Below are 16,274 nucleotides of genomic sequence, written 5' to 3' on the forward strand. Positions count from 1 at the left end.
GGCACAAGCGATCTCACAGCCGCCTCAACGGCTGTTGATCAAACCACGGCTGATCACCGGGTTGGCATATTGCAGCAACCAGTAAGGCCGCTCAGCTTCGGGGCATGCCGCCAGCCGCTGCTCGAAACGCTCCAGCTCAGTGGCCAGCTGGTCGGGAGTAAACTGCTCGCGCCAGTCAGTGACCGCCACTCCCGGTGTAGTCAACACGCGTTCGAAGGCCAGGTAATTACTCGGATACAAGCGATAGGATGACAGTATCTGTCGATCCACTTCACGTGCAGCCTGCTTGGCATCGACAATCCCCTTGCCCAGCGGCCGGCCGAAGGCAACATGCACCCGCCCCTTGTAGCCGGTCAGACCCATGGCAATGGAGCGGTCATCTTCACCCGGTGCCTTGGTATAGCTGCCCTTGAGCCCCTTTTCCGCCAACTCATGCGCCTTCATCTGGTCGCAAGGGTCCCATTCATAGGCAATGGATACCGGCACCACGCTCAGTGAATGAATCACCTCGTCAAAGGGTTCTTCTTTGCGGCTCATGCAGAACATCTTGATGATTGCCGAGTCAGTCTGGTCCTTGCCGTCTTTGGCGCGACCTTCTGCCTGGGCGATCCATACCGAGTGCCCTTCAGCGATCGAATGGTTGATGTACGCGGACAGCGTTTGATAGGCCGTCAGCTTCTCGCGACGCCCGGTCAAGGACCGGTGCACGATAAAGCTCTTGTTCAGACGCATCAGGTCTGCCACAAAGGGTCGCTGCAACAGATTGTCGCCAATCGCAATGCGTGGCGTCGGGTGCCCCGCATGGTAGAGCGCATAATTGACGAAGGCCGGATCCATGACGATATCTCGATGGTTGGCCAGAAACAGATAGGGCTGATCCTTGTCGAGTTGTTCCAGCCCGCTGTAGGTTACCTCCAACGTACTGTGCTCGATCAATTTGTCCAGATAGGGCTCGACCCGGTGCTGCAGTTCATCCACGCTGTGAATCTGTCTCGCTTCACGGCGTAATCCAAGGCTGACCAGTTTTTTCGCCAGACCAGGGCTCAAACGCGCCAGACGCGGCAAGCGCTGGGCGGCCAGTAGTTGCAACAACTCCGGATCACGAACCAGACGCGCCATGACGTCGGCAACTTCGTCATCCCGATAAGGGCGGATGGCTTCAAACTCGCGCATGCAATCCTCTCAATGATCAGTAGGCGCGCATTATGCGTTTCCTGGCGCGCTTTCACCAGTTCAACGATGCAGCTACACTGACAGTCACATTCACTGCCGGTCCGGGTAACCTATGCGTGCACTGGAAGAAGCCCTGCTGCAGTGCCCACACTGCGGCGAATCCATTACCCTGCTGCTTGACCTCAGTGGCGGTCCTCAGGCCTATACCGAAGACTGCCAGGTCTGCTGCCAACCGATTCATGTCAACCTGTGGATCGATACCGACGGCGACGATTATCACGTCGACCTGCGCCGCGAACAGGACTGAATGTCAGGATAGCCCATGCTGTGTGCCTACCATCCGAGCGATATGATTGAAGGTGAACTGCTGCGGCAGATGCTTACTGAACAACATGTGCCCTGCTATCTCAGTGGACAGTATCTGCAAGGGGCAATTGGTGAGCTGCCCGTGCATGATTTGCTTGGCCTTTGGGTCAATGCCGAGGATCTCGGTCTGGCCCGCGAGCTGATCCGGGATTATCAGCAAGCTACCCCGATCTTTCCCGAAGAACAGGAAGACGGCGCGTGAGTGGACGCCTGGCCCAGTTCAACCCGCCCTTGGCAGACCCACCAACTGACTGGCAACCCAGCTGGAACCTGTCGCCCGGACAACCCATCCTCATCCTGCGTCGTACCGAGCGACAACTCGAATGCGCCCGCGTGTTGTGGAAGCTGACACCAGGCTGGATGCGCGAGCTGGACAAGGCACCCTTTAACGTGCGCGCTGAATGGCTGCTCGACAAAGCCCAGTTCAGCCAGCCACTGGCGCAGCGACGTTGCCTGCTGCCGATAGATGGCTATTACCTGTGGCATCAGCGTGGCAGCCGGAAACAGCCCTGGTATCTGCGCCGGCAAAGCGGCGGTCTGGCCGTAGCCGGGTTGTGGGAACGCTATCAACTGGACGATGGTCAGTTCTGGGATAGCTGCGCCTTGATCAGTGTGCCGGCCAAAGGCCTGGCACGACAGCTGGGTGAACGCATGCCAGCAACCCTGAACCGCGGCGAGCAGGCTATCTGGTTGGCCGACGCCACCGCCTTCAGCGCTCTGCAGCCCTTGTTACTGAATGCCGCCAGCCAGGTTGAACTGATTCACCCGGTAAACCCGGCAATGAGCAATCCCGGGCTGCAGGGGCCAACCTGCTGCGCCCCCAGCGGGCGCAGCCAGAGTCTCTGATCAGACCTTGAACTGATTGATCAGGCGGCGCTGATGCTCGGCCAGCTTGGTCAGCCCGGCACTGGCCTGTGAGGCTTCTTCCGCCCCCTTGGCTACCGATTTGGCCACTTCATCGATAGTTGTAACGTTGCGGTGCACATCTTCCGCGACCGCGCTTTGCTGTTCGGCAGCACTGGCTATCTGGGTATTCATTTCACTGATTACCGAGACCGCCTGGGTGATGGCATTCAGTGCAGCGTCCGCCTCTTCCGCCTGCTCGACACTCTGCTCGGTTCGCGAACGGCTTTGCTCCATCACTTTGACGGTGTCACGAGCGCCCTGCTGCAGGTGCTCAATCATGCCCTGAATTTCCTCGGTCGAGGCCTGGGTCTTCTGCGCCAGGTTGCGGACTTCATCCGCGACCACAGCAAACCCACGCCCCTGTTCTCCGGCCCGTGCCGCCTCGATCGCAGCATTCAAGGCCAGCAAATTGGTTTGTTCGGCAATACCGCGAATGGCAACCAGAATGCTGCTGATATTTTCGCTATCCTGCGCCAGCGACTGCACACTGGCTACCGCGCGCTGGATGTCCCGCGACAGCTCAACAATCGTCTGCGAGGTCGCCTGAACCACCTGGCGACCCTGATTGGCCGATCCATCAGCATTGCTCGCCGCTTCAGCAGCCAACGAGGCATTACGGGCGACATCCTGCGCGGTGGCAGTCATTTCATTCACCGCCGTGGCCACCATGTCGATCTCACCCAATTGACGTTGCACGCCCTGGTTGGTCCGAATGGCAATGTCGGCGGTATCTTCCGAGGCATCGGTAACCTGCTGCACCGAACCGACCACCTCTCGCATCATCGCCTGCAAACGGTCGAGGAAGGCATTGAACCCTCTGGCCATAGCACCCAGTTCATCGCGACGGTCAATCTGCAGCCGCCGGGTCAGGTCACCTTCCCCGCTGGCAATATCATCCAGCATGGCCACCATGCGCCGAGCCGGTTTGGCCAGGCTGTAGCCCACCATTACCATGACGAGGCTCCCAAGCACCGCAACCAACAGACCGATCAACGCCAGATTGCGCGAATCGGCTTGCTGCTGGTCTTGCAGATCACCGGCAAAGGCCTGCAGATCCTGCATCACCGCCTGGACAGGCAGCGTAATCAAAAAAGTCCACTGAGTGCCGGTGTCAGCAATAGGCACTGGCAGCAAGAGGTTTATCTGACCGGCTGCCTGATCGATTCGATAACTCGGTTCACTGCCTGACTGGGCAAGCATCTGCATCTGTTCACGATCGAGGGTACTGCTGGCCAGATCACCCGGACTGGCGTCGGACCCCGTATAAGCCACCAACCGCTGATTGGTACTGATCAATGCCTGTCGCCCTTGACCACCATACAAATTCGCGTTGCTGCGCTCGAGCATGCCCTGAACAAAATTCACTGACAAATCGGCGCCGGCCATTCCGCGGAATTCGCCCTCTTCCATAATCGGCACAGTGAACGAGGTCAGCATGACCATTTCATCGCCAAGCTCGTAGGGTGCCGGGTCAGCCACACACGGACGCATTGTTTCACGCGGGCACAAGTAATATTCGCCTTCACGCACACCGGTATCCAGCATCGTCTGGCTTTCCAGATCACCAAGGGCATCAAGCTGCAGAGCGCCATCAGCATCCCGGAACCACCAGGGTATGAAACGGCCGCTGCCGTCGTAGCCACCTCCCTCCGTGCCCTGGTAAAACTCGTCCAGATCATCAAAGGCATTAGGCTCCCACCCGACGTAGACGCCCAGCAACTCCGGATTCTCGGCCAGCGTTTTGCGCAGCACCCGGGTCATTTCCTCACGACTCATCATCAGACTGGGCAGTGCGTCCGGGCCCATTTCACCCAGCAGCTGATTCAACTGTGCGATCTGCCTGGCAACCACAAAGGGGTATTCCAAACGCCGCTGAATGGTCTGAGCTTCGGTACTGGCCACCGCCCGCAAGCGCTGCTCCACCAGATCCTGCAGCAATACTTCGGTGCGCTCCTCGACAAAGTCGTGACTGCGCTCATTGGCGAACAGGGCATACAGGCTCATCATAATCACGGCAACCAACAGACAGGCACCGGACAGGACGGCAATCGAGAACTGAATGGATCGGAAATGCATGTGCTACCTCGGGCAAGAAAGCAAACGGACTCTGACTATATCGACAGCCACCGAAAAAGCTGCAGCATTGATTGCATGATTTTTTTCGCTACCCGCAACACTGCTTCACAGATTATAGGCGGACTGCACCGCCGCACAGGGAATTTAGCCAATTCTGCATGGTCGTAAAAGGACTTACCGTCCATTTGCAACAGCCTGACATTGTCAGCATTGCAAGGGTCTTTTATTCTGCCCCAAACCATTATGCTGAGGCTCTCATGCGGCTCCATCTGCTTATTGCTGTTCCTTTACTGATGACCCTGACTGCTTGTGAGACGGTACAAACCACACAAGGTGGAACCGTCGGTGTAGAGCGTCAGCAAATGATGTTTGGTGGCCTGTCCAGCGCCCAGGTGAACCAGATGGCCGCTGAATCCTACTTCGGCATGCTTACCGAGGCACGCAGCCAGAATGTACTGAATACCGATGCGGCCCTGGTCGGCAGGCTGCGACGCATCGCCGACGACCTGATTCCCCAGGTAGAGTATTTCCGTCCGGATGCACGCAACTGGGAGTGGGAAGTGAATGTGATCGAGAATGAGCAACTGAATGCCAGTTGCATGCCCGGAGGCAAGATCCTGTTTTTCAGTGGCATCGTCAATCGACTGGAACTGACCGATGCCGAAATAGCGCAGATTATGGGGCATGAAATGGCACATGCCCTGCGCGAACACGGCCGCGAAGCGGTTTCCCGCGCGTACGCGGCACAAGCCGGCACACAGGTTGTGGGGGCTTTGCTGGGGCTGGGAGAGAGCACCCGTCAGGCTGCGGATGCCGCGGTGCAATATGGACTGATGCTGCCGCACAGTCGTGGCAATGAAACAGAAGCTGACCTGATCGGGCTGGAGCTGGCAGCTCGCGCCGGCTATAGCCCGGAAGCCTCGATCAGCCTGTGGCAAAAAATGGCAGCAGCCTCCGGCGGCTCGCCGCCAGCCTTTCTCAGTACCCACCCCTCACCACAGGGGCGCATACAGACCCTGCGAGAAACCATCCCACGGGTCCAACCACTCTATCAACAGGCGCGCTGAAGAGCGCGCCACAACACCAGCATGCCGTCAGAGGCAGCTCTGCCAATTGAGCATTGCGTCAACAGGCAAATAAAGCAGCGGCATCCTTGATAGCTGCTCCATGCCTTCAGCGTCCTGCACAAAACCGGGTCATTTGACTAGGCACGCCCCACGTAATCTCCGCTACGGGTATCGACCTTGAGCACCTCTCCGGTATTGATAAACAACGGCACCTTGACCACCGCACCGGTGGACAGTGTGGCCGGCTTGGTACCACCACCCGACGTATCACCGCGCACGCCCGGATCAGTCTCGACCACTTCCAGCTCGACAAAATTTGGTGGGGCTACCGCAATCGGCGCGCCGTTGAACAGGGTGACACTGTAAACCACCTGCTCTTTCATCCAGTTCTTGCACTCACCTATCGCCCGCTCATCAGCACCGACCTGCTCGAAAGAACCATCAGTCGCCATGAAATGCCAGAATTCACCATCGGCGTACAGGTACTCCATCTCGCGCTCCATTACATCAGCGCCTTCCAGACTGTCACCCGATTTGAAGGTACGTTCGTTGACCCGGCCGCTCATCAGATTCCGGACCTTGACCCGATTGAACGCCTGCCCCTTGCCCGGCTTGACGTACTCATTCTCCAGAATGGAGCATGGATCGCCGTCGAGCATCACCTTGAGCCCCGGTTTGAATTCATTGGTAGAATAATTGGCCATAATGCTTCCCAGTCACTTTTGTGTGTGGATAGATGCGGTAGCGCGTCGAACCGGCCGACCGATGTCCAGCCACCCTTGCGCGGAAAAACGAACATGATACATGGATATTCAGCCGCTGTTGAGCCTGCCCGCTGGCAAAACATCCTCGCCGACAGCGTTACCGATCCGCGCGAGTTGCTTACCCGGCTCCAGCTCGGACTCGACTTGCTGCCCGCCGCTGTTGCTGCCGACAAGAGTTTCCGCTTGCGCGTGCCCACACCCTTTATTGACTTGATGCAACCCGGCAACCCGCATGATCCCTTGCTACGCCAGATCCTGCCGCTGGGCGACGAACTTCTGGAACACCCCGGTTTCGTCAGCGACCCCCTTGGTGAGCAACACAGCAACCCGCAACCCGGCATCGTACACAAGTACCATGGACGCTTGCTCTTGATTGTCAGCGGCGGCTGCGCAGTCAATTGCCGCTATTGTTTCCGCCGGCATTTCCCCTATGCCGACAACAACCTGAGTACCACGGAATGGCACCAGGCTCTGGATTACATCCGCCAGGACGACAGCATCAAGGAAGTGATCCTCAGTGGCGGCGACCCGCTGATCGCCACCGACAAAAGGCTGGCCTGGTTGACCACGGAAATTGCCGGAATCCCCCATGTACGTCGCTTGCGTGTACACACCAGACTGCCGCTAGTGTTGCCTCAGCGCATCACTGAATCCCTTATCACGGCATTGACCGCCACCCGACTGCCGCTTACCGTGGTACTTCACTGTAACCACGCCAATGAGCTCGGTACAGCCCAACGCAACGCCATCCAGCAACTACGTCAGGCCGGGGTGATGTTGTTGAATCAGGCAGTATTGCTCCGGGGAGTCAACGATAATTTGACAGATTTATGCGACCTGAGCGAAAACCTAGGCGATACTGGCGTTTTACCCTATTATCTGCATATGCTTGACCACGTAAGAGGGGCACAACACTTTCTGGTGGATGAGGCGACCGCAACCCGGCTGATGGCGCAACTGCTGATCAAACTGCCGGGTTTCATGGTCCCCAGGCTGGTGAGGGAAGTCGCAGGACAACCCGCCAAAGTGCCCATTCCAGTGGATCTGGTCTATGCTTGAGGCTATGTTGCTGTCTCTCAACTCAACAGACCCAGTGGGCCTCACCAGGCTTCAGGCACATCGGACATTTAGTTGCTAAAGTGATAAAGAGATTCTGGAAGTCTTCACCATCAAACAGTGATCGCAATCAGGCCAAGGCCCCCAGCTTGGATACGGATGTTATGGATAGCACACAGCAGAAAATCAATCTGCGTATTCCGCAGCAAACGCTCAAGACCCTGAGCTTTGCAGAAAGCAGCGAAAAAGGCATTACCCGCTGGCTGGAAAACCTGCCGAAAGCCAATATCGGGGAGACCGCGCGCCAACTCTACCAGGGGCTGATCGAACTGAATCAGCTCGATATTGCGCCGGAAACCCGTTTGCAGATGCTGGAGAAGATCCGCCAGGAAGTACACTACGTTTGCAATGCCCTGGCCAAATACTACCTCGGCCAGTCGATCGTGCTATCGGACAAGCCACGCAAGGTTGCCAATCTCTCGCAGGCGTTGCAAAACCATCTGGCGAATGGCTACAAGATCGTAGTGGCCCAGGAAAAATCTCTCAAGTCGCGCGATTACAACAACCTCATGGCGCTGGCCCTTCAGCGCGCCATGCGCGGACTCTGCGGCCCACTGCTGCGCGCCTATCAACTGTATTGCCCCGTCGCCGATGGTGTCTGGCTGGAACTGCACCAACTGTATCAATTGGCGCGCAAGCGCAAACTGCACCAACAGAAAGTCGATGACAAGGAAGCCATCGATGGCAAGACCATGACCATCGAGCAGGCCTACCTTACAGCCCTGCTGATGGGGTCTGCACGGCCCAATCAGATGCGCCAGAGCGCCATGGCCCGCTTGTTCACCATCCTCGAAGACTGGAGCCGGCATGCACAGCTGCTGCCTGCCAGCGATGGCCGGGGCTTGTTCATTATCAATCCCGATATGGATTGCCCGCCCCGTTACCGCTCGCTGATCAGCGAAGAAGACCTCAGTCAGAGCCTGGCCATGGATACCAGCGCGCTGGTGGATGGCCTCAAAGACTATATGCTCAACGGCGGCGAGAGTCGTGGCCCGCTCAAGGTACCGGACAATCTGGGCATCGAGCTGCTGCAACACCTGAGCCAGTCCTGGGGAGATCTTGCCGAGCGCACCTTCAACCGGGTGCCTGGCCGGGGCAAGCTGCGTGTCAGTATCGGTATAAGTGCCACCCATTTCCGTATTGCGCAAACCAGCTTTGCCAATTTCGTTGATGCCGACGATCTTGAACTCAATCCTTTCTCGGATGCCGCTCGCAGACACAAACAGGAAGGATGGGCTGGACCAAACACCCTGGATGGTGACCAGACAGTTGACTGGACACCATCCAGTGGAGGGGTCGAGGAAATCAATTATGACGACTCCCCCAGCGGCGCCGAAGAAGAAGACAACGACTACCCGGTGCACAGCCTGCCCATCGTCAACCACAGCCCTGGAGGTTTCTGCCTGACCTGGCCCAAGGATGTTCCAAAGGAACTGCAAGCCGGGGAATTGCTCAGCATTCAGGAAGATACCGACAACACCTGGAGTCTGGCCGTCGTCCGCTGGATTCGCCAGGTTCGTGGTGGTGGTACGCAAATGGGTATCGAGCTGGTTGCACCGCACTGCACGCCCTGCGCCGTCAAGCTGCTACCCAAGTCCGGCGAGCCCAGTCAATACCTGCGCGGCCTGATGCTGCCTGAGGTCGTTGCCATTGACCGCCCGGCAACCTTGATCACGCCGCGAATGCCGTTTCAGGTACACAACAAAGTCATGCTGTTGTCGGGTGGGCGGGAAAGTCGTGCACACCTGGTGGATCGCGTCACCGCCACCGGCAGCTTCAGTCAGTTCGAATACCAGCTACTGGAAAACGAAGCAGCCAAAGCCGCTGCCCGGAAAGAGGCCAACGCGCCTGCCAGTGGTTCCGGCCTTTCGCTGGTCAGCGAGGATGATTTTGACTCTTTGTGGAAGTCTCTGTAAATTCAACGACCCGACTTTTAGCACGGCGCAGATGCGCCACCATACTGGATACGCATGGGCACAGAACAACAGGCAATCCGGCTACTGATCCTTGATGACTCGCAAAACAATGCCGAGCACCTGGTCAGCGTATTGCGTAATGCGGGGCATGCCACTCGTGCCCACCGAGTATCCTCTGTAGAGGATTTGCAGGAAAGTCTGCAGCAGTCCTGGGACCTGTGCCTGGCCCTGCCAAAAACATCATTCATGCAAGCCAGCGACGCCTGCAACCTGATCCGTCAGACCCGTGACATTCCAATTATTCTGCTGCTTGAGCAAGCCGATACCGATGCCTCTACCCAGGCATTGCGCCAGGGCATGCAGGATGCCGTACCCCTGAGTGCGGAGAAGCTCCTGACCCTGGTCGTACAGCGCGAGTTATCCAGCCTGCAGGCGCGGCGTCAGGCTCGAATTGCCGAGCAGACCCTGAAAGAAGTGGAAAAGCGCTGTCAGTTGCTGCTTGACAGCTCGGTGGATGCTATCGCCTACGTACATGACGGCATGCATATTTACGCCAATCGCGCCTATGTCCGCCTGTTCGGTTATGACGACCCGGATGACCTTGCCGCCGAACCCATGGTAGGTCTGATTGCAACCAAGGATCAGAGTGGCTTCAAAAGCTTCTTGCGGCATTATCAGGAACGTGCGGACCAGAATGAATTGCGTTGCAATGCCAAGGACATTGACGGCAAGGAATTCCCCGTCATGCTTACCCTGTCGCCGGCCAATTATGACGGTGAGCCGTGCACCCAGGTTGTAATCCGGGTCGAAACAGCCAGCGCAGACTTTGAGGAAAAACTCAAAGCCATGGCCAGCCAGGATCTGGTGACCGGTCTGTTCAATCGCAGTCATTTCCAGGAAGAACTGGAACGTATCAGCGAACAGGTGGTTCGCGAAGGAAATCCCAGCACGCTGGTTTATCTGACCATCGATGCCTTCAATGGCCTGCAAACCGAACTCGGTATTGGTGGTGCCGATCTGGTACTCGCCGACCTCGCACAAATACTGCGTCAGAGCTTTGCCGAGGGCACCCTGATGGCGCGCTTTGGCGACGATGCCCTGAGTGTGCTGGTGCAGAACCAGGAGCCCGAGGGGCTGCAGGATACCCTGCAAGCGTTGCTTCGCCAGGTCGAGGCAAATCTGTTCGAAGCAGCAGGACGTAGCGTGCAAGTTACCCTGAGCGTCGGCGTTGCATCACTCAATGAGAATGATCACGATCCCTCCCTGATCATTAACCGTGTCTTGCGCCTGGCTGAACAGGTCAGTCGCGGTGGCGGCAACAACATCAAGATTTTCAACCCACTCGAAGAACTGGCTCACGAAGCCAATCGGGGCAATCTTATTGCCCTGGTTCAACATTCGCTGGAAACCAACGGCTTTCAGCTGCAATTTCAGCCCGTGGTCAGTTTGCAAGGTGACAACGGTGAGCTCTATGAAGCCTACCTGCGCCTGCTCAACGCTCAGGGTGAGGAAGTTCCGGCTGCCGAGTTTCTGCCTACCGCACAAGAGGCAGGCATGGCTGACGACATTGATCGCTGGGTAGTCACAGAGGCCATCAACCAGCTTTGCCAGAAACGAACCACTGGGGGGCAAACTCGGCTACTGATCAACCTGAGTGCCGCAAGCCTGCAAAACATGGAAATGCCACAGTGGATTGCCGAACAACTGAAAAGCAAACGCCTGCCATCCGATGCCGTTATCTTTCAGTTCAATGATGCTGACGCCAACACCTACATGAAACAGGCCAAGGCACTGACAGAAGCGCTGAAAAGCATTCACTGCCAGGTCTCCCTGAGTCACTTTGGCTGCGCACTCAACCCCTTTGCTGCACTCAAGCATTTGCAGGTCGACATGGTCAAAGTTGACAATTCTTTCAGCCAGAACCTGTCAACGCCCGAAGCGGTCAACAAGCTCAAAGAGCTGATCATGACGCTGCACAATCAAGGGAAGCTGACCGTAGTCCCCTGCGTTGACAGTGCAACCATGCTGCCTTCGCTCTGGCAAACAGGGGTTAATTACATTCAGGGGAACTACCTGCAAGCGCCCAGCGACAGCATGAACTACGACTTTACTGCGGAATAGACGGGCTGCAGGCACGACAAAAAAAGGTGGCAAATGCCACCTTTTTTATTTCTCATTCAACTTCAATGATCGCTCGACTGAGCACCTCTTGCGCCCGGATATCCAGATACCGGAACTCGTAAACACCTGACTCCGCAGGCAAAACGAAGCTTAACTCACCTTCTTCGTTTGTTGCCTGCGCCTCGATCCAGGTGAAATCCTGCTGCTCCGCACCGGCCAGGGCAATTCGCTGATCAGCGCCATCGGAGCCGCCAGTCCATGTCACCACCACCGTGTCACCGGGCTGGCCACTCGCCGGCGCTTTCAGTTCCGCACCGCTATCGATTTGCGCTGTTGCATCAACGATTTCGACAACAGTACTGGCAGCAGTTTTACCGCCTTCATTGAGCACATAGCGCACCTCGTACAGCCCTTCCTGTTGCGGGGCAGCAAAATCATGCTGATTGGTGCTGGCTACCCGACGCCAGTAATCGCTTGGACGAGTCCCTTCATCAGCACCGAGTGGAACGATTACAACGTAGTCACGGCGATGAATGATTGTCGACCAGCTCACCCGCATAGGCTCACCCTGGCGGACTACGTCCGGAGCAACCAGAGAGACTTCAGCAGCAACCACCTCAACAGGCGCACTCGCCACTGTGCTGCGGCCCTTATCCAGAATGTAGCGCAACTCGTACATGCCTGGTTCAGCTGGCGCAACCAGGTTGGTGGCGGTCGCAGAGCCAACCCGTGTCCAGGTACCGCGTTCACCCTCGTCAGCCCCCGCCGGCACAATCGCCACCATATCCCGACGATTGATGCTCTCACTCCATTCCAGATCAAAGCTCGCCCCTGCAACGGCGCTTTCCGGACCTGAAATGTCGACCACGGGTGCGGTCACCTCGATCGCAGCCCGGGCCTGAGTGCTGCGCCCTTCATCCAGGATATAACGCAACTCATACATGCCCGTCTCGGCAGGCGCGACCAGACTGGTGGACGTGGCGGAGCCAACCCGGGTCCAGGTGCCGCGCTCACCCTCGTCCGCCCCCGCCGGCACAATCGCCACCATATCCCGACGATTGATGCTCTCACTCCACTCCAGGTCAAAGCTTGACCCTGCAACGGCGCTTTGCGGACCCGAAATGTCGACCACGGGTGCGGTCACCTCGATCGCAGCCCGGGCCTGAGTGCTGCGCCCTTCATCCAGGATATAACGCAACTCATACATGCCCGTCTCGGCAGGCGCGACCAGGCTGGTGGACATGGCGGAGCCAACCCGGGTCCAGGTGCCGCGCTCACCTTCGTCCGCCCCCGCCGGCACAATCGCCACCATATCCCGACGATTGATGCTCTCACTCCACTCCAGATCAAAGCTTGACCCTGCAACGGCGCTTTCCGGACCGCTGATTGTCAGGCTGCTGGCAACCGCCTCAAAAGTGTGACTGGCCAACGTTCGACGACCCTCGTCAGTCACGTAACGCACCTCATACTGGCCTGGCTCACCCGGTGCTCGCAGCGTATCCGAGCTGTTATTGCGGATACGTTGCCACTGGTTGCGCTCGCCTTCATCGGCACCGAGCGGCACTACAGTAATAAAGTCGCGTTCGTGATGATTGGGTGACCAGGTAACGGTAAATTCCTCACCCACCACAACACTGTCGGGCGCGCCGAGATCAACTTCAGGCAGGTCTTCACGCAGTTCTACCCGTAGCTGCTGAACACCATCCTGCTCAACCGAGAAACCAGCTTCACCCCTGAATAATCCCGACCGAGCCTGAACACTGTACTCCCCTGGCTCGAGTGTCAGGCTGGTACTCAAACCGCTTGCCTGGTGTTCCGAACTGCTCGCATCGCCCAATGCCGTCACCTGCCAGATAACGCCTGCCATCCGATTTCCGGTGTTGGCATCAACACCTTCAAGCACTATATTGGCAACCGGTTCAGACACTGCGCTCAACGCCGCAGCCAGCTCATCTCCGGAATTGGTCTGAAACAGCTGACCACCGGTTTCTTCCGCCACACAGGACAGACTGCCGATTTCTTCTTCGGTCATTCCGAAACCCACCACGTGGGCCCGCAAATTGATGCCCGAGGCCGACATCTCACGCGCCAGTTCGCAAGGGTCGCCTGAGCAGTTTTCCAACCCGTCGGTGACCAGAATGATATCGGCGGCTTCCGCAGTACGCGGAATCTGTTCAAAGGCCATGCGCATACTGGCGGTAAGCGGTGTCATGCCCTGTGGATTAAGGGTACGAATGTGACGGGAGAGTTCCTGCGGATCATGCCGGCCCAGCGCCGCCACAGTCTCGATATCCTCGCAATCTCCGCGTTTGCGGTGACCGTAGGCAATCACTCCGATGGGCTCTGCGGCATCACGCTTGCTGAAGTATTCGTCCATTACCTCGCGGGCAATTTCAATGCGTGTGGTCTCTCCTTCCATCTGATTCCACATTGACCCTGAGGCATCAAATACCATGATCGCAGCCGTTTCTGCCTGTGCTTCGGCCACATTGCCCAAGCCTAGCAGCATGGCCAGCATGCCCCCTGTGAGCTGCTTGATTCCCTGCATGCATCCTCCTGCGGTCGGATTAAAGCGCTTATGTTGGACTCTACTGTTCTCGAACCAGTCTGGTTGATGTGGCAGGCTTTTTCCAGCACAGGTCAAGCAATTCGCTTTTCATTCTCGAACGAGGGTTCTCACCGAGAGCCATCCGCCAGACAGCACAAGGCCCGGCTTACGATGGTTAACGACCGTGCATGCTGAAAGGTCAGGGATTATTCGGCGCTTTGCGCCTCACCCCTACGGGGCCAGCGTCGCTGCGCTCCGCTGTTCCTTCGCCTGCTGTGCAGGCTCCGGTCGAACGAGGGTTCTCACCGAGAGCCATCCGCCAGACAGCACAAGGCCCGGCTTACGACGATTAGCGACCTTGCATGCTGAAAGGTCAGGGATTATTCGGCGCTTTGCGCCTCACCCCTACGGGGTCGTCGTCGCTGCGCTCCGACGCTCCTCCGCTTGCTGTGCAAGCTCCGGTCGAACGAGGGTTCTCACCGAGAGCCATCCGCCAGACAGCACAAGGCCCGGCGTTGCCGGGCCTTGTGCTGTCTGGCGGAGAGTCAGGGATTCGAACCCTGGGTACGGTTGCCCGTACAACGGATTTCGAATCCGTCCCGTTCGACCACTCCGGCAACTCTCCAGTGGCGCGCATTCTAGCAGCAACGCCTGCGGTGCAAAAGAGTTTGAGTACGGGTTAGTCGAGTGGGACGCCGAGGCGGTGGGCGACTTCTTCGTAGGCTTCGATCACGCCGCCCAGCCCCTGGCGGAAGCGGTCCTTGTCCATTTTCTTGCGGGTTGCCTTATCCCACAGTCGGCAGCCATCAGGGCTGAACTCGTCGCCGAGTACGATCTCGCCATGGAACAGACCAAACTCGAGCTTGAAGTCGACCAGCATCAATCCGGCCTGATCGAACAGTTGGGTCAATACCTGGTTAACCTGCAGGGTAAGCTCCTGCATGCGCGTCAGCTGTTCGGCGGTAGCCCAACCGAAGGTCACCACGTGCGAGGTATTGATGAAAGGGTCGCCCTTGGCGTCATCCTTGAGGAACAATTCAAAGGTGGGCGGTACCAGGGCCATGCCCTCTTCCACGCCCAGGCGCTTGACCAGGCTGCCGGCGGCGTAATTGCGTACCACGCATTCCACCGGAATCATATCGAGCTTCTTCACCAGGCACTCGGTGTCAGACAACAGCCGATCAAACTGGGTGGGGATACCCGCTGCCTCCAGCTGTTGCATGATAAAGCCATTGAAGCGGTTATTGACCATACCCTTGCGCTCCAACTGCTCGATTTTTTTGCCATCAAAGGCAGAAGTGTCGTTGCGGAACAAAAGAATCAGTCGGTCAGCATCATCAGTGGTGTACACCGATTTGGCTTTGCCTCGGTAGAGTTCGTTACGTTTTTCCATGATCGGCGGCTCCTGGGGTCCGCAGTAGGTGCTCTAAGTGCTGAATAGTCAGGCGGCCTGATGGATCGGCTGCCAGGGCAAACCCTGGTTCTGGCAGGCCACCAGAAGTTGTCCTGACCAGTCCGCCAGGACGCCGCTCAGGGCATCACGGGCAAGGTCGGGATGGTTGTTCTTTTCACTGATATGCGCCACTGCCAGATGCTTCAGCCGCTGGCGATCCAGCTCAGCCAGCAACCCGGCGGCCTGTTGATTGCTCAGATGACCATGCTGGCCACCGACCCGGGCTTTCAGTCGCGGCGGATAGGGGCCGGAAGCGAGCATATCCGGATCATAATTGGCTTCCAGCAGCAGACCGTCCAGTTGCTGATAGCGCTCGATAATCCACGGTGTAATCATGCCGGTATCGGTCAGCAGACCAAACCGGGTGGTGTCATTCTCGACAATGAACTGGCATGGCTCACGGGCATCATGCGGCACCGCTACGGACTCGACCCGCAAATCACCAATCTCGATACTGCGATCCAGTGCCAGCGTCTCGATGCCCTCGGTACCCAGCCCCAGAGCGTGCCGGGTGCCTGCGGTCATGAATACCGGAAGATTGTAACGGCGAGCCAGTTTTTCCACGCCATGCACATGATCGCTGTGTTCATGGGTAACCAGAATGGCGGTCAACTGACTGGCATGCAAACCGGCCACAGCCAGACGTTGCTCGGTACTCCTCAGGCTGAAACCACAATCTACCAGCAGCCGGGTACCCCCATGCTCTATCACGGTTGCATTGCCCTTGCTGCCACTACCCAATGAACAATAACGCACCAGTGCCTGCTG

General features: G+C 57.6%; 13 protein-coding genes and 1 tRNA gene. 7 read left to right on the plus strand and 7 right to left on the minus strand.

Annotated elements, in window-relative coordinates; all coding sequences use genetic code 11:
* Positions 1–24 precede the first annotated feature (24 nt).
* Positions 25–1,173: a 1-acyl-sn-glycerol-3-phosphate acyltransferase gene (locus BLU07_RS09575; protein ID WP_092386382.1), complete on the minus strand. Its 1,149-nt coding sequence runs from the start codon at positions 1,171–1,173 to the stop codon at positions 25–27.
* 112 nt (positions 1,174–1,285) lie between these two features.
* Here BLU07_RS09575 and BLU07_RS09580 point away from each other — a divergent pair, with 112 nt between their 5' ends.
* Genes BLU07_RS09580 through BLU07_RS09590 form a run of 3 tightly spaced genes read left to right on the plus strand, consistent with a single transcriptional unit; the run spans position 1,286 to position 2,385 of the window.
* On the plus strand, positions 1,286–1,480 hold the full coding sequence (locus tag BLU07_RS09580) for a CPXCG motif-containing cysteine-rich protein (protein WP_092386384.1): 195 nt from the start codon (positions 1,286–1,288) through the stop codon (positions 1,478–1,480).
* A 15-nt stretch (positions 1,481–1,495) separates the two neighbouring features.
* The gene (locus BLU07_RS09585) at positions 1,496–1,741 is read left to right on the plus strand and encodes a putative signal transducing protein (protein ID WP_092389742.1); all 246 of its coding nucleotides are present in this window, start codon (positions 1,496–1,498) and stop codon (positions 1,739–1,741) included.
* Positions 1,738–2,385 (plus strand): SOS response-associated peptidase, encoded by a 648-nt coding sequence (locus BLU07_RS09590; RefSeq protein ID WP_157719166.1) that lies wholly within the window; start codon positions 1,738–1,740, stop codon positions 2,383–2,385. The genes BLU07_RS09585 and BLU07_RS09590 overlap by 4 nt, the downstream gene beginning before the upstream one ends.
* Here BLU07_RS09590 and BLU07_RS09595 read toward each other — a convergent pair whose 3' ends face one another.
* The gene (locus tag BLU07_RS09595; RefSeq protein ID WP_092386388.1) at positions 2,386–4,521 is read right to left on the minus strand and encodes a methyl-accepting chemotaxis protein; all 2,136 of its coding nucleotides are present in this window, start codon (positions 4,519–4,521) and stop codon (positions 2,386–2,388) included.
* A gap of 293 nt (positions 4,522–4,814) precedes the next feature.
* Here BLU07_RS09595 and BLU07_RS09600 point away from each other — a divergent pair, with 293 nt between their 5' ends.
* Entirely contained in the window at positions 4,815–5,588 is a 774-nt protein-coding gene (locus tag BLU07_RS09600; protein ID WP_231701620.1) for a M48 family metallopeptidase, read from the plus strand.
* Positions 5,589–5,725: 137 nt separating this feature from the next.
* Here BLU07_RS09600 and efp read toward each other — a convergent pair whose 3' ends face one another.
* Positions 5,726–6,292, minus strand: a complete 567-nt coding sequence (gene efp / locus BLU07_RS09605; RefSeq protein ID WP_092386392.1) for an elongation factor P — start codon at positions 6,290–6,292, stop codon at positions 5,726–5,728.
* A 93-nt stretch (positions 6,293–6,385) separates the two neighbouring features.
* Here efp and epmB point away from each other — a divergent pair, with 93 nt between their 5' ends.
* The 3 genes from epmB to BLU07_RS09620 all read left to right on the plus strand — a co-directional run bounded on the left by epmB (position 6,386) and on the right by BLU07_RS09620 (position 11,505).
* On the plus strand, positions 6,386–7,411 hold the full coding sequence (epmB, locus tag BLU07_RS09610; RefSeq protein ID WP_092386394.1) for an EF-P beta-lysylation protein EpmB: 1,026 nt from the start codon (positions 6,386–6,388) through the stop codon (positions 7,409–7,411).
* A gap of 161 nt (positions 7,412–7,572) precedes the next feature.
* Positions 7,573–9,384, plus strand: coding sequence for a hypothetical protein (locus BLU07_RS09615; RefSeq protein WP_092386396.1), 1,812 nt, complete (start codon positions 7,573–7,575; stop codon positions 9,382–9,384).
* Positions 9,385–9,438: 54 nt separating this feature from the next.
* On the plus strand, positions 9,439–11,505 hold the full coding sequence (locus BLU07_RS09620) for an EAL domain-containing protein (protein WP_092386398.1): 2,067 nt from the start codon (positions 9,439–9,441) through the stop codon (positions 11,503–11,505).
* Positions 11,506–11,557: 52 nt separating this feature from the next.
* Here BLU07_RS09620 and BLU07_RS09625 read toward each other — a convergent pair whose 3' ends face one another.
* From BLU07_RS09625 to BLU07_RS09640, 4 genes are all read right to left on the minus strand, one after another.
* Positions 11,558–14,053 (minus strand): vWA domain-containing protein, encoded by a 2,496-nt coding sequence (locus BLU07_RS09625; RefSeq protein ID WP_092386400.1) that lies wholly within the window; start codon positions 14,051–14,053, stop codon positions 11,558–11,560.
* Positions 14,054–14,588: 535 nt separating this feature from the next.
* A tRNA-Ser gene (locus BLU07_RS09630) sits at positions 14,589–14,678 on the minus strand.
* A 54-nt stretch (positions 14,679–14,732) separates the two neighbouring features.
* The gene (purC, locus tag BLU07_RS09635; RefSeq protein WP_092386402.1) at positions 14,733–15,446 is read right to left on the minus strand and encodes a phosphoribosylaminoimidazolesuccinocarboxamide synthase; all 714 of its coding nucleotides are present in this window, start codon (positions 15,444–15,446) and stop codon (positions 14,733–14,735) included.
* A gap of 48 nt (positions 15,447–15,494) precedes the next feature.
* Complete coding sequence (locus tag BLU07_RS09640) at positions 15,495–16,262, minus strand: MBL fold metallo-hydrolase (RefSeq protein WP_092386404.1); 768 nt, start codon at positions 16,260–16,262, stop codon at positions 15,495–15,497.
* Between the last annotated feature and the right edge of the window lie 12 nt (positions 16,263–16,274).

Origin of the sequence: Halopseudomonas salegens, assembly GCF_900105655.1 — a bacterium.
GTDB classification, from domain to species: domain Bacteria; phylum Pseudomonadota; class Gammaproteobacteria; order Pseudomonadales; family Pseudomonadaceae; genus Halopseudomonas; species Halopseudomonas salegens.